Here is a 14,228-nt window from a genome sequence, read left to right as displayed (position 1 = left end):
GATTTTTTGTGCAAAGACTTTTACATTTGTTTATTAGACTTGGTAACCCGCTTTGGTGCCCTCCGCTTCTCACGCCTTAATTCGGCTGGTTTTTTTGCTCTCCACCAAGCTCAAATGGTGAATAGACTCCATCATAATCTAAAATGGTTACCATTCCACGATCAGCATGGTTATTATCATGACAGTGAAACAGCCATTCTCCTTGATTGTCAGCTTTAAAATATAGCGTGTATTCTTCTCCAGGCTTAACATGGAGAAGGTCTTTTACAATCGGGGCATCGTAGTTGGTTCCATTCTTTGCAACAACTTGAAACCTGTGCCCATGCAAATGCATAGGGTGATTCATATTACCAGAATTCGTTATCTTTACTTTCACGATATCTCCTTCTATTACACTGATAGGAGGCGTTTCTGGAAACACGTGATCATTGATTTGAAAAGCTACGCCATCCCCCATATCCATCCCCATGTTTAAATCCATGTTATACGTCACGTCCGGCTCAGGTACTTCTTCAAAAATGATTTCTTCACTTCCAAATGAAGTGCCAGTTGCCACTTCGGATGATGAAGGGGATCGATTGCTTTGCACAGAATCATCATTCCTACTAGAAACCACTGGAATAATTATATCATCTGCATGTTCTTCATTAGCGTTTTCTTGAATGACTCTAGGTTCACTAGTCTGTCTCGTGTATGCTACGTCAATTCGTTCCCCTGGAGCAATTTCCAGCACGCTCGAGGTGCGATCCGCATTCTTAACTTCTTCACCATCCACTTCCATCACTTTCATAGAATTCTTTGGAAAAACCAATTGATGCTGCTGGTAACCTGCATTCACAAATCGTAACCTAGCCGTTTCTCCTTCTTTCATTACAAGTGGTTCAATGGCCTGTCCCGCTTTTCCATTCACTGTAAACGTATCATACATTTGTTCTGTATCAGATTCACCGTTTCCTGAGATCGCACCCTTCATCATACCGCCCATGTTCGTGATATCTCTTTTCTCCTGATTTACGGCCCATTCATCAAGCATATAAAACTCGTCTTTGTCATACTCTTTCTGTTTCTCTTCAATAACAAACGAACCATAGAGACCTTTATCTACCTGCTTGGAGCTATGCTGATGAGAATGGTACCAGTACGTTCCTGCATCGTTTGCAAGAAATTCATAAGTAAAGGACTCACCCGGCTGCACAGCATCCTGCGTTAATCCTGGGACACCATCCATATTATTTGGCAGAATCATCCCATGCCAGTGAATCGTAACCGGAACCTCTAGTTCGTTCTTCAGGTGAATACGAACGTAGTCTCCTTCCGTAACGCGCAAAGGCTCACCAGGCACAGTACCGTTGTAGGTCCAGGCATTTACTTTTTCACCACCACCGATATTCCATTCCGTTTTCTCCGCGGTGAGATCGAATTCCTTCACAGACCGATCCTCTGGTTCTTGTGCATTCACTTCAAGAATACTTGTCTCCCCTTGTTTCACACCATCTGGTAAAGTAGAATCGCTACTACTAGAAAAGGGAGAGTTAATGAAAACCGCTCCTCCTATAATCAGTAGAATGACAATCATGAGCGATCCGATAACGATTCGTTTCATTCCATTTCACCTCTATATTGTTCGTTTATAATTATCGCCACGTTAATAGGAGCTCACCTTTCAAGATGAACTCCATTACCTCAGTCATTCAGCTTTCTTTTTAAACGGTCATATTCTTCTTCCGAAATCTCACCTTTCGCGAGACGCGCCTTTAACGTTTCATTTGAGTTCGTTGAAGGAGAATTACGCGATCTCGGTTTCATCATCCAAAAAACAATTATAACGATCGCAATGATAATAAGAATCAAGAGAAGACCGAAACCAAAGAAGCCGCCTCCCATTCCACCCATTCCACCGCCATTCATCATATTGTCTCACTCCTTATTTGACTTACTCTTCACTTTTGTACTTTAAGAAAAAATGTTCACCGATAAAGATGAATACAATAAACACAATCGAAACTGCGACGATCAACCAGTCAGTCGTCGCTTTCACCCACATAAATGCGACTAGTACAATCGCATCGAGCGTTAAAGCAGTCAGCACGATTCCTGTTTTAGCATTTACTTTTTCTCGTAAGTGCTTAAAGACTCCCCAATGAACGATCATATCCATCACGAGGTAAAGAATCGCACCTACAGAAGCAATTCTGCTTAAGTCGAATACAACTGCTAATACCATTGCGAGGACAACAGTATAGACGAGCGTATGCTTTTGAATACGCCCTGGCATACCGAAGTGCTTATGTGGAATCAGCTTCATATCTGTTAACATCGCGAGCATTCGAGAAACTGCAAACACGCTTGCGATAATTCCAGAAATCGTTGCTATGATTGCGATCGCTACCGTAAACCAAACACCATATTCCCCAAACGAGGGTCTTGCAGCTTCCGCTAAGGAATAATCTTTTGCCGTAATAATGTCACTTAGCGGCAGGTTACTCGATACTGCCCATGCAATGAGTAGATAAACGACTAAGCTGATAAGGATTGAAGCGATAATCGCTCGACCCACGTTCTTTTTTGGCTTTACGATCTCCGAACCGCTATTCGTGATGGTCGTGAAACCTTTAAACGATAGAATCGTTAATGCAACTGCGGCTATGATGCTAGCTAAAGTAGATTCAGGTGTTCCGCTGCCACCTTCTGCAGGAGTAATGGAAAAACCTGCGGCCCATAATCCTCCCATTGCAAAAATGACTAAGCCAAGTATTTTTAATAGCGACACAATCGAAGTAAATGTTTGAATAAAACTGTTCCCCGAGATGTTTACTAAGAAAGCAAATAACAACAAGCCAACCCCTAGCACAGGCACAAGATAGCTTGTTTCGTCGACGTTAAACATCTGCAGCGTATACGTACCGAAGGTTCGAGCGACAAGGCTTTGATTGATCACCATTGAAACAGCCATCAGCATAGCAGCTGATGCAGTCAACGTCCCCTTTCCGTAGGCTTTAACAAGAAACATTCCGATTCCGCCTGCTGAAGGGTACTCGTTACTCATCTTCACATATGAATAAGCACTAAACCCTGTGACAATCCCACCTGCAATAAAAATCAGTGGAAACCAAATACCCGCAAGTTCTGCCACTTGACCAAGTAAGGCGAAGATTCCTGCACTGATCATGACCCCGGTCCCTAATCCAATTGCTCCTATTAAAGACAAACTGTTTTCTTTGTATTCTCCCAATACTCTCACCCCACTATCATTCTCTCTCTTAGCTCCTTCCCACCATTTATGCAGATTTCATGCATTTTTTACATTTCCTTGTTGCATAACCTAAAAGGTGAAATCTTATAAAGAACGTTAAAACATATCTAATAATAAAAAAGGTTCCAATCATCATGCGATGATCGGAACCTTTTTATCAAGTAGGGCTTACTTCTTCTGTTTTTCTTGTGATTGTGGTGCTTCTTTTTCAGGATCTAGTTGATTAACATTGTAGTTGTAATCTTCACGATTAACGGGCTCGAAACCTTCTGGATTGTAGAAGCGCAGGAGATCGCCGTAAACAACTTTATCAGAGAGTTCAAGAGACTCTTCGACAAACTTGCCAGGCTGTTCACATGCTTCACCATCTACTTTTTCACCTGTAGGATTCTCGTAGCATTTTTCGTTTACTGAAGTGACCTCAGGTGTTACGAAGTCACCATTTCGAAACGGTACAATTTCACGGTGATCTTCTGATAGAAGATCTGAACCGAATGAAATGAACTCATCTGTTTCTACACCTAACAAGTGAAGAACAGTGTCTCGAATATCGATATGCCCGCCGTATTCGTGTACCTGCATTCCTTCAAGCCCAGGTGCGGTAATGAAAAGTGGCACACGCTTCAATTGTGCATTTTCGTACGGATTGATTTCTTTATCCATTACTTCACTCATGGCTTTGTTGTGGTTATCCGAAATACCATAGTGATCTCCATACATGACGATCATCGTATTATCATAAAGACCAGATTTCTTCAGGTCATTAAAGAATTGTTCGATCGATTCGTCCATGTATTTCGCCGTCTGGAAGTAACCATTTACCACTGCATCATCTGTTTCAGGTGTAGGGAAATCAACATCTCCCTCATCCATTGTAAATGGGAAGTGGTTCGATAGCGTAAGCATCTTCGCATGGAACGGTTGCTCTAGACTTTCAAGATAAGGCATGGACTGTTTAAAGAATGGCTTATCTTTCAGACCATAGTTATGAACATCCTGCTCGTTCATATCATAGTAGCTTGAGTCAAAGAACTTCTGAATACCAAATGACTTATACATTTCGTCACGGTTCCAGAACGTTTTCCCGTTTCCGTGTAGAGAAGAAGTTGAATAGCCTTTTTGTTCAAGAATCGCAGGCTGCGCTTGATACGTATTACGCGCTTTCTCCATCGCTACAGATCCACTTGGTAACGGATAAAGTGAATTCGCCAACATAAATTCTGCGTCAGACGTTTTCCCCTGTCCAACTTGTTGGAAAATGTTATCAAAATAGAACGTGTTCTGATCTTCAACGAGACTATTTAAGAACGGTGTTACTTCTTTTCCATTCACTTCTTTTCCAATCACAAAGCTTTGGAGGGATTCGAGTGAAATATAAACCACATTCATGCCTTCAGCTTTACCGAAGTACTCAGGATTCGGTTCCGTTCTGTTTGCTTCAACAAAGTTGATTACTTCTGTTAAATCATCACTGCTCGCTAAAGCACTTTGAGAGTTTGATTTAATTGTTTTAACTGCATCGATGACTTGATAGTTAAACTGTCCAAGATACTTCACAAGGTACGTACGATCAAACGAACGTGTCAGAAGCTGCGGACGATCCGTCTCAGCTAGACCAAGATTGACTACAAAAAAGACTGCTGCTGATGCAAAGATCATCGCGATCTTCTTTCTTCTCAATGGTGCCTGTGGTTTCACAACTTTAAACAGGATCAACCCAAGGATTAGCAGTGTATCAATAAAGTAGAAAACATCTGTAAATTGCATCAACGCAAATGCACTGTCTTTTAACTCTCCTGCATCATTCGAGTGCATCACGGTTGGTAACGTAATGAAATCATTAAAGAATCGATAGTAAACAACATTTGCATAAAGGACAAATGAGAGCAAGAAATCAATAATCAGCATTGCCCACAATCGTTTACGTCCTTTAAAGAATAATGCAAACCCAAAGAAGAACAATAATGAACTTATTGGATTTAATAAAAGTAAAAATGATTGAATACCGTTCTTGATACCCAATTCAAATTCCGTTTGATAGATTGAATAGGTTTTTAACCAGAATAATAGAATGACGCCAAAGAACAATGTCCACGGCTTATTCAACTGGCCTTTTAATTGTTCAAACATGACTGTCATCAGCCTCCTAGCGGAATGCACCGCTTAATATGATTTATGAAATAAATGTAAATTAATTGGATAATGGTTAATACTCGAGTATGATACGACCATATTGAGTTAATGTCAAATATGTATTGAAGGATGTATTTAATAAATTTTTGAGTAGATATTGCTAAAAGTTTTCGAAATAGCTAGTGGATTTCAGGGAATCATTTTGATAATCGATACCGCCGAAGCCTTTTAGATCCTTGCTCTTCTTATAGTTAAAAGGAAAGTTTAGTGATTGACTGAATTATTGGCTTTTACATTAAATGAATATAAAAAAGAGGATTTCATTATAGAAACCCTCCTAATAATTACCACGAATGGAAGTCGAATTTATAAACAAAAAAGTACCCCTCTTGCTTTTGCAAGAGGGGTACTTTTATATCGATGGAGCATAGCGGGCTCGAACCGCTGACCTCTACACTGCCAGTGTAGCGCTCTCCCAGCTGAGCTAATGCCCCGTATTGTGATGTTGGTAGTCCAACAAACTGTTTTCCAACTAGTTTTCATTATACTGAAACGGCTTACATCCATCAAGTACTATTCTCCAATAATATGCAATTGCGGCTGCCCTATTACATATAAAAAAAGAACGCCGCTTCCACGACGTCCTTCCTCTATTACCGTTTCCCCGCTCCTGATTCAAGTGCAACGATCGCTCTCACCAGAATAGAACCGATAATGCTATAAATAATAAGTGCAAACACAGCCGAGAACTCAATCACAAATTGGTCTCCGAATTCTCGTGTCGGAAAGATATTTCGAAACGGATAGAGCAGTGGTTCGGATAAGTCATAGATCAACTGCACGAAAGGCGCTGAGGGATTGGCGCTGAACAGCGTCAGTAAGATGCGCAGCCCTATGATTGCTTCTACGATGCCCACTATAAATCGAATAAGAGCTATTAAAAATGACGGTTTCCGTCTTTGTTCCATTGTTATCACCCTTTTGACCAGTCGTCTCTTTTCTTTACCCCGTATGAAGCTCGTGCACACGTGTCGTTTTTTTCCAGTGATAAGTGGACATAATGGGGATGAGAAGGGAGACGTTCTACTTGAATTTTCGAGATGTTATTAATTATATATCGCGCTATCCACTTATATTACAGTTAGGATTTCTTATTGTCTTCATTTTATGCTTCATGGGTTTTATCATGCATTTGATCGAGCCGGAGATTTTTCCGAATATCTTTGAAGGAATCTGGTGGGCAATCGTGACGGCTTCGACGATCGGGTATGGAGACGTTTCACCTGAAAGCAGGTTAGGTAAAGTTGTTGCCATGTTCTTTATTATGTTTGGTGCGGGATTTATGACGTTTTATATGGCGAAGCTTGCGTCAAGCTTTGTTCTTTCTCAAAGTGCATTGAGCAGAGGGGAACGGAGTTATGAAAAGAGCAATCATTTGATTGTGGTCGGTTGGAATTCAAGAAGCAATCATACGATCAATCATATGCTCAAGCATCAACCAGAACGGTCGATCGTGTTGATCGATTTTTCACTTCATGAAAATCCACTGCAAGCAGAAGGCGTTCATTTTGTAAGAGGACATCCCGGAGAAGATACGACATTCAAAAAAGCGAATGTAAAGGATGCTAAGACAGTGCTGATAACGGCGGACCAGTACAAAAGTGAGCTTGAAGTCGACATGCAGACAATGTTGACGCTTCTTACTGTAAAAGGAATCAATCCTGATGTGTATACGATCGTTGAGATTCTATCACCTGAACAAATGGCCAATGCAAAGAGAGCTGGGGCTGATGAAATTATTGAGAGTGCGCACCTACTTAGTACAGTGATGATCAATAGCGTCTATTCTCATGGTATTTCAACAACGCTCCTCGAGATGCTGGATCACTTAAAGCCGAATCAGCTTGGGTTTCTTAATGCAGAGGGATACGCAGGACAATCGTTTTGTGATGCAGCACAGCGGATGAACGAAGAGGATATTTTACTCATTGGAGTAAAAAGGGGCTCTGAATTGATGATGAACCCCACTCCTTCTACGACGATCGATAAGGAAGATCGCCTGTTTGTGATTCACACATAAGGCATAAGCGCAGCCTCGAGCTGCTTCACATAGCGTTCGCCATATTTCATCCACTTCTCGTCAATTTCAGCGTCCTTATCGACAGGTTCCTGAAACTGATTGAACGAAGCGGTGATGTTTCCAATGTTTCCGCCCGGGTCAACACCAGCCTGATACATATGGTGAAGCATGAACGGCTGACCGATCTGGACGATCGCGCCATCCACACCAAGCTCTTTCTTCACAGCTCTGATCGGAACACGGAGATACAAGTACCCGTCTTCATCATCGATTTTATAATCAAAATAGCCGTGGTCATACTCCCAGCCACCGCCGTAGCTATAGCCGAGCTGTCGTAATTTATCTTCCATAATGCTGAGTTCAATCGTTTTTCCTTCAAGTACGGAGTCCATCTCAATCATGGTCTCTTCCTCCCTGTATAAGTGGTCTACGTTTATCGTATCCAAACAAAGAGAAATTCATGTGATGATAAAACAAAAGAGAGTGCCTCGGCACTCTCTTCGCTATTTATTCATTTCCCATTGAGTTCAAACGATCTTCAAGCTCAGCTTTTTCTTTTTCGAATCCTGGCTTCCCTAGAAGAGCGAACATGTTCTTCTTGTACGCTTCTACTCCTGGCTGATCGAATGGATTCACGCCTAGAAGGTAACCGGATATCGCACATGCTTTCTCGAAGAAGAATGCAAGGTAACCGAAGTGATAAGGAGTAAGCTCAGGGATGTTGACGATTAAGTTCGGTACGCCACCATCTGTATGTGCAAGCAACGTTCCTTCGAACGCCTTCTGGTTCACGTAGTCCATCGTTTCACCAGCAAGGTAGTTCAGCTTATCAAGGTTCTTGTCATCTTCTTCAATTGTGATCTCGTGACGTGCTTTCTCTACGTTAAGAACCGTTTCGAATAGGCTGCGACGTCCGTCTTGAACGTATTGACCCATCGAGTGAAGGTCAGTTGAGAAGTCAACGGATGCTGGGAATAGCCCTTTGTTGTCTTTTCCTTCACTTTCACCGAAGAGCTGCTTCCACCACTCAGCAAAGTAGTGAAGAGATGGCTCATAGTTCACGAGAAGCTCGATGTTGATGCCTTTGTTGTAAAGCGCGTTACGAACCGCCGCATACTGATACGCTTCGTTTGACGCAAGATCAGGCGTGTTAAGATCATCTGCAGCGTCTTGTGCACCTTTCATCATGTCTTGAATCGAAATGCCGCTTACTGCGATCGGAAGAAGTCCAACAGCTGTTAGGACAGAGTAACGTCCACCAACGTCATCAGCAATAACGAAGCTTTCATAGCCTTCTTCGTCTGCAAGTGTTTTTAGTGCACCTTTCGCTTTATCCGTAGTCGCATAGATGCGTCTTCTTGCTTCTTCAACGCCATACTTTTCTTCAAGGAACTTTCTGAAGATACGGAATGCGATCGCAGGCTCAGTCGTAGTACCTGACTTAGAAATCACGTTAACGGAAACGTCTTTTCCTTCAAGAAGACTGAAGAGATCTTTCACGTACGTCGAGCTAATGTTGTTTCCTACAAAGAAAACTTGAGGTGTTTTGCGCTCTTCTTTTGCTAGCGTGTTATAGAAAGAGTGGTTTAACATCTCGATCGCAGCACGTGCACCAAGGTATGAGCCACCGATTCCTACAACGAGAAGAACGTCAGAATCTGATTTGATTTTCTCTGCAGATTTTTCGATGCGAGAGAATTCCTCTTTGTCATAGTCATGAGGAAGTGTGAGCCAGCCTAGAAAGTCATTTCCAGCTCCTGTTTGGTTATGTAGTGCTTCATGCGCAGCTTTTACTGCATCCGCCATGTATGTTACTTCATGTTCGCCGACAAACGACAATGCTTTTGAATAATCAAAACTTACTTTTGAAGTCATGGTTAGCCTCCAATATCGAATTTTGTTCGTTATAGATGTTCATCTTCACTTTATCGAAAGAAGAATTTTAAATCAAGAAGACTGACCCATGTAAGCGATTACGCTTTGAATTTTTCTTTTAAATGACGAATTACTTGTTAAAATTAGCCACTTACGAAAAATATTACAAGCTGCTTTTACAAACAAAAAGACCGTTCTGATCGAACGGCCTTTCCACATTTTTTATAGTGAAGCTTTTAGAATCGCCATAACATCATCACGCTCAAGTGATTTAAAGTTACCGAAAGCACCATTTGCCATCGCGCGATCTGCGATTAAATCTAGCTTGGTGTCATCGATGTCGTAGTCAGCTAGTCTGTTTGGTGCACCAAGGCTTGTCCAGAATTCGCTTAGCTTATCGATTCCTTCAAGAGCGATGTCTCGATCTGTTTTACCTTCTTCACTAACGTTTAGCACGTTAACTGCAAGACGCTTGAATTTTTCTACGTTCACTTCAAGGTCATGTTTCATGAGGTTAGGGAATAGGATTGCGAGACCACCCGCATGTGGAATATCGTATACAGCTGAAACAGCATGCTCGATATTGTGAGCAGCCCAGTCACCGCGAACGCCCATTTGTAAAGACTGATTAAGAGCAACTGTACCACTTAGCATAATTGTTGCGCGAAGATCGTAGTTCTTTGGATCTTCAAGTAGCTTAGGTGCTGCATCTTTAATCGTGTTCAGTACAGAAAATTGCATGTTTTCTTGTAGCTCTGTGTCCGTTTCGGAATGGAGATATTGCTCAAGTACGTGTGACATCATATCCACCATACCGTAAACCGTTTGGTCTGTAGGTACAGAGTACGTATGCTCTGGATCTAAGATTGAGAATTGAGGATGAACGAGTGGGTGACCCCAGCCGTACTTCTCATTCGTTTCCCAGTTTGTAATAACAGAACCTGGGTTCATTTCAGATCCAGTTGCTGCAAGTGTTAGAACCGTTCCGAACGGAAGTGCAGCTTCAGGAGCAGCTTTCTTCGTTACGAAGTCCCACACATCGCCATCGTATTTTGCACCAGCAGCGATTGCTTTCGTGCAGTCGATCACACTACCGCCACCAACAGCAAGAATGAAATCGATGCCTTCGTTCTTACAGATCTCGACACCTTTGTGTACCGTTGTAAGACGAGGGTTCGGTTCTACACCGCTTAGCTCAGAAACCTCTGCGCCAAGCTCGTTCAATATATTCATCACGTTATCGTAAATGCCGTTCTTCTTAATGCTTCCTCCGCCGTAAACGACTAAGACACGCTTACCGTATTGCGGTATTTCTGTCTTCAGGGCCTCTAGTTGCCCTTTTCCGAAGATTAGTTTCGTTGGGTTTTGAAAAGTAAAGTTATTCAATGCTTTCTCTCCTTTCAAGCTAAATCACGTCTTATTATGCCTTAACTCTGTACTAAAATAAAGAAATCTGTTTGGCAATATTTTTTGTGAAAGGTATAACATTTCAAAATGGAGTTATCTTATACAAGAACACCTATGTAGAACTAAAGGAGGTATACTCATGAGTACTCTACAACGATTTACTCTTGCACTTGTTATTATTGGAGCGATCAACTGGGGGCTGATCGGTTTCTTCCAGTTCGACCTTGTGGCAGCCATCTTCGGAGGGCAGAACACGGCACTGGCTCGAATCGTGTATGGTCTTGTAGGACTTAGTGGTCTTTATTGCTTAACACTCTTATTCAAGCCAACAGAAGAACTATCAAGAGAACCTGATCGTTCCACAACCTAAAAAAGAAGGCAGCCATGTTGGCTGCCTTCTTCGTTAGTCATTACTTCTTAAGACGTTTGTTAAGTTGCGCTTGACGGTCGTTAGACTCTTTCAACCAGTCTTTAAGCTTGTCTTCAAGCGTGTTGAAACCTTGTGGAGAAGAAGCTTGTTGCTGTTGCTTCTTGTTACCGCCGCTAGCTGGACGAGGTTTCTTTTCTTGTCTTTCAGGTTTCGGCTGAGTAGCACGGATAGAAAGAGAGATCTTACCAGAATCTTCTTCTATGTTAAGAACTTTAACTTTAACTTCGTCTCCTACTGAAAGATGTTCTTCGATTTCTTTTACGTAGCCGTGAGAAATTTCAGAGATGTGAACAAGACCTTGCTTTTGGTCATCGATTGCTACGAAAGCACCAAAAGGCTTAATACCTGTTACCTTCCCTTCTACGATATCACCGACGTTATATTGTTCTGCCATGAAAACACTCCTAACAAATTTTTTCAACTTAACTAGTATAACACAGATTTCCTTCTAAAACAAAAGACACGATTTGTACTCACTAGAATCATACCGTTCATAATAGGGAATATCAAGAGAGAGAATATGGCGTTTCTCAAACTTTTTTCAAAACTATTTTAACAAGAATATCCGCTATAAATCCAGTCATACCTGCTTTACTGCGAAGTGGTAAATCATAACAGAATTTTTTGATATTGACGCTGGATGAACTGTTGGCTATAGTGTGTAAATGCGACTTATTACAATAGAGGTGACAATATGAGTACGAACGAGCAATGGTCTTCCCGCTTCGGGTTCATCCTAGCATCAGCAGGATCAGCAATCGGGCTCGGTGCGCTATGGAAGTTCCCTTACATGGCAGGTACGAATGGCGGAGGAGCTTTCTTCCTTATTTTCTTACTTTTCACATTCTTAGTTGGAGCGCCTATGCTCCTTGCAGAATTTGTAGTAGGAAGACATTCACAGAAAGATGCGGTAGCGTCTTACGAAGACATTTCAGGAAATCCAAAGTGGAAAGCACTAGGATACCTTGGAGTTGTAGCTTCATTTATCATTCTTTCGTTTTATAGCGTTATCGGCGGATGGGTTTTAACATACTTACTAAGAAGTTTCTCAGGGTCACTAACTGGCCTCGAAAATGACGTGTATGGCTCTCTATTTGAATCCATCATCGGAAATCCAGCAACCGCTCTGTTATCCCAGGCGGCGTTTCTAGCCATTACGATTTCTGTTGTTCAATTCGGCATCAAGAGAGGAATCGAAGCAGCGAGTAAGTACATGATGCCAGCACTTTTTATCCTTTTTATTGTACTTGTTGTTCGATCTCTTACACTTGAGAACGCGATAGAAGGTGTGGCTTTCTTCCTTCAACCAGATTTCTCAAGACTGACTGCTGAAGGCGTGCTCGATGCACTTGGCCAGTCATTCTTTGCTCTCAGTGTCGGGATTTCCCTTATGGTAACGTACAGTTCTTATCTCGATAAGAACTCGAATATTACAGGATCGGTCTTCTCCGTTGTAGGCTTGAACATTTTTATTTCGTTTCTTGCAGGTCTCGCGATTTTCCCAGCCGTATTTTCATTTGGCTTCGAACCTTCGAGTGGACCTGGACTGATCTTCACCGTACTACCAGCCGTCTTTAATCAGATGGCGTTCGGAAACCTTTTCCTAGGTACGTTCATGGCACTGCTTTTGTTCGCAACGTTAACCTCGGCGTTCTCTCTGCTCGAGATCATCGTTTCGACTGTCACGAAACGACAAGGAAATCGGAAAAAAGCAGCTTGGATCTCTGGGTTCTTCATCTTCCTTCTTGGAATACCTTCTGCCCTTTCGTTCGGGGTATTTGCGGAAGTCTCTCTTTTGGGAAGAGGGATATTCGATGTGATGGATTTTCTTGCGAGTAACTTGCTGATGCCGATCGGCGCATTATTCATCTCCATCTTCGTATCGTGGAAGATGAAAAAAGACATCCTCGCGAATGAAGTGATGATGAGCTCAAAAATCGGAAAAACCATTTTCCCGATCTGGTACGTACTGATTCGCTATTTTGTCCCAGCTGCGATCACGATCGTACTGATTACATCACTACTTTCATATTAATTTACGAAATCATGTATAAAAGACGGCGTAAATGGCTATAACAGTATTATTAAGCTATCTATATTCCCCCTTATTGATGACGAAGCGTATGCTTCGTCTTTTTTTTGCTCATAATCAGCTCTCTTTTAAGCCAAACTTATGATACAGAGTATATATAGGAGGGAGGACGAGGGAACATGTTCGTACAGTCTAAAGAAACGATCGATATACAAAATGTGACGATTTCGTATGAGTTTTATCGCGCGAATAAGCCAGATGCAGACACGCTCGTGTTCATCCACGGCTTTCTTTCATGTTCATTTAGCTTTCGAAAACTCTTTCCTCTCCTCTATACGGATTTCAACCTTCTCTGCTTTGATTTACCAGGGTTCGGTGAAAGCGAGAAAATCAGTTCGATCCACTACTCGCTTCATGAATACGCGAGCCTTGCAAATGACTTGTTGGAAAGGTTCAACATCGAGAAAGCCATTTTGATCGGTCATTCCATGGGTGGGCAAATCGCACTTCGTACATGCATCCAACACCCAGAACGGGTTAAAAAGCTTATTCTTCTCTGCAGCTCAAGCTACATTAAATCGTCATCGCTGCCACTGAGACTGTGCTCGTATCTCCCTTTTTTCCCTTTTTGCCTCAGTATCGGCATGAGTTCGATCAACATCCAAAAGAACTTTCAACACCTTGTCTATGACCATAAGCTCCTCACGCAAGAGGTGATCGATGGGTATACAACGAGTTTTAGTGAAAAAGGATTTTACAATGCCCTTGCCAAATTGGTTCGAGAACGTGAAGAAGATCTGTCTACGAGTACGCTTAATAAGATCAATTTTCCAATCCTGCTCATTTGGGGTGAAGATGATCGTCTCGTCCCTTTGCGTGTAGGTGAACGAATGAAAAAGGATTTACCTGATGCTGAACTACTCGTTTTTCCACATACAGGCCATCTCATATCAGAAGAGCATCCTGAGAAAACCGCAGATGCCATCCGATTGTTTTTGGCAAAATAAATACCGCTCCA

13 protein-coding genes and 1 tRNA gene are annotated in these 14,228 nt (G+C 42.0%); 4 read left to right on the top strand and 10 right to left on the bottom strand.

Annotated elements, in window-relative coordinates:
• Window positions 1-76: 76 nt before the first annotated feature.
• From ACXADT_RS07980 to ACXADT_RS07955, 6 genes are all read right to left on the bottom strand, one after another.
• Entirely contained in the window at window positions 77-1,603 is a 1,527-nt protein-coding gene (locus tag ACXADT_RS07980) for a multicopper oxidase family protein (protein WP_474834108.1), read from the bottom strand.
• Between the two features lie 80 nt (window positions 1,604-1,683).
• Window positions 1,684-1,911 (bottom strand): DUF5385 family protein, encoded by a 228-nt coding sequence (locus tag ACXADT_RS07975; RefSeq protein ID WP_474834106.1) that lies wholly within the window; start codon window positions 1,909-1,911, stop codon window positions 1,684-1,686.
• Between the two features lie 22 nt (window positions 1,912-1,933).
• The gene (locus ACXADT_RS07970; protein WP_474834104.1) at window positions 1,934-3,232 is read right to left on the bottom strand and encodes an APC family permease; all 1,299 of its coding nucleotides are present in this window, start codon (window positions 3,230-3,232) and stop codon (window positions 1,934-1,936) included.
• Between the two features lie 189 nt (window positions 3,233-3,421).
• Window positions 3,422-5,392 carry a lipoteichoic acid synthase gene (gene ltaS / locus ACXADT_RS07965; protein WP_474834102.1) on the bottom strand — a complete coding sequence of 657 codons (1,971 nt, stop codon included), beginning with the start codon at window positions 5,390-5,392 and terminating at the stop codon, window positions 3,422-3,424.
• 415 nt (window positions 5,393-5,807) lie between these two features.
• A tRNA-Ala gene (locus tag ACXADT_RS07960) sits at window positions 5,808-5,880 on the bottom strand.
• 159 nt (window positions 5,881-6,039) lie between these two features.
• Complete coding sequence (locus ACXADT_RS07955; RefSeq protein ID WP_270179827.1) at window positions 6,040-6,354, bottom strand: YggT family protein; 315 nt, start codon at window positions 6,352-6,354, stop codon at window positions 6,040-6,042.
• A gap of 119 nt (window positions 6,355-6,473) precedes the next feature.
• Here ACXADT_RS07955 and ACXADT_RS07950 point away from each other — a divergent pair, with 119 nt between their 5' ends.
• Window positions 6,474-7,466 (top strand): potassium channel family protein, encoded by a 993-nt coding sequence (locus tag ACXADT_RS07950; RefSeq protein ID WP_474834100.1) that lies wholly within the window; start codon window positions 6,474-6,476, stop codon window positions 7,464-7,466.
• Here the strand turns inward: ACXADT_RS07950 and ACXADT_RS07945 are convergent.
• From ACXADT_RS07945 to ACXADT_RS07935, 3 genes are all read right to left on the bottom strand, one after another.
• Complete coding sequence (locus ACXADT_RS07945; RefSeq protein ID WP_270179828.1) at window positions 7,457-7,867, bottom strand: YugN-like family protein; 411 nt, start codon at window positions 7,865-7,867, stop codon at window positions 7,457-7,459. The genes ACXADT_RS07950 and ACXADT_RS07945 overlap by 10 nt on opposite strands.
• 106 nt (window positions 7,868-7,973) lie before the next feature.
• Window positions 7,974-9,341, bottom strand: a complete 1,368-nt coding sequence (locus ACXADT_RS07940; protein ID WP_474834098.1) for a glucose-6-phosphate isomerase — start codon at window positions 9,339-9,341, stop codon at window positions 7,974-7,976.
• A gap of 222 nt (window positions 9,342-9,563) precedes the next feature.
• Window positions 9,564-10,727 carry an iron-containing alcohol dehydrogenase gene (locus ACXADT_RS07935; RefSeq protein WP_474834096.1) on the bottom strand — a complete coding sequence of 388 codons (1,164 nt, stop codon included), beginning with the start codon at window positions 10,725-10,727 and terminating at the stop codon, window positions 9,564-9,566.
• A gap of 160 nt (window positions 10,728-10,887) precedes the next feature.
• Here ACXADT_RS07935 and ACXADT_RS07930 point away from each other — a divergent pair, with 160 nt between their 5' ends.
• Window positions 10,888-11,118, top strand: a complete 231-nt coding sequence (locus ACXADT_RS07930) for a DUF378 domain-containing protein (protein WP_270179831.1) — start codon at window positions 10,888-10,890, stop codon at window positions 11,116-11,118.
• Window positions 11,119-11,158: 40 nt separating this feature from the next.
• On the opposite strand, the gene yugI is transcribed toward ACXADT_RS07930, so the two are convergent.
• Entirely contained in the window at window positions 11,159-11,572 is a 414-nt protein-coding gene (gene yugI, locus ACXADT_RS07925; RefSeq protein WP_270179832.1) for a S1 domain-containing post-transcriptional regulator GSP13, read from the bottom strand.
• A 300-nt stretch (window positions 11,573-11,872) separates the two neighbouring features.
• Between yugI and ACXADT_RS07920 the strand changes: the two genes are divergently transcribed.
• Together ACXADT_RS07920 and ACXADT_RS07915 are read left to right on the top strand one after the other, a co-directional pair.
• Entirely contained in the window at window positions 11,873-13,213 is a 1,341-nt protein-coding gene (locus ACXADT_RS07920; protein ID WP_474834094.1) for a sodium-dependent transporter, read from the top strand.
• Between the two features lie 176 nt (window positions 13,214-13,389).
• Window positions 13,390-14,217, top strand: coding sequence for an alpha/beta fold hydrolase (locus tag ACXADT_RS07915; protein ID WP_474834092.1), 828 nt, complete (start codon window positions 13,390-13,392; stop codon window positions 14,215-14,217).
• Window positions 14,218-14,228: the final 11 nt, after the last annotated feature.

The sequence above is a fragment of the Anaerobacillus sp. ABR4_321 genome, assembly GCF_056158505.1.
Note: the sequence above shows the minus strand (reverse complement) of the source record. Positions and strands in the feature narration are given on the sequence as shown.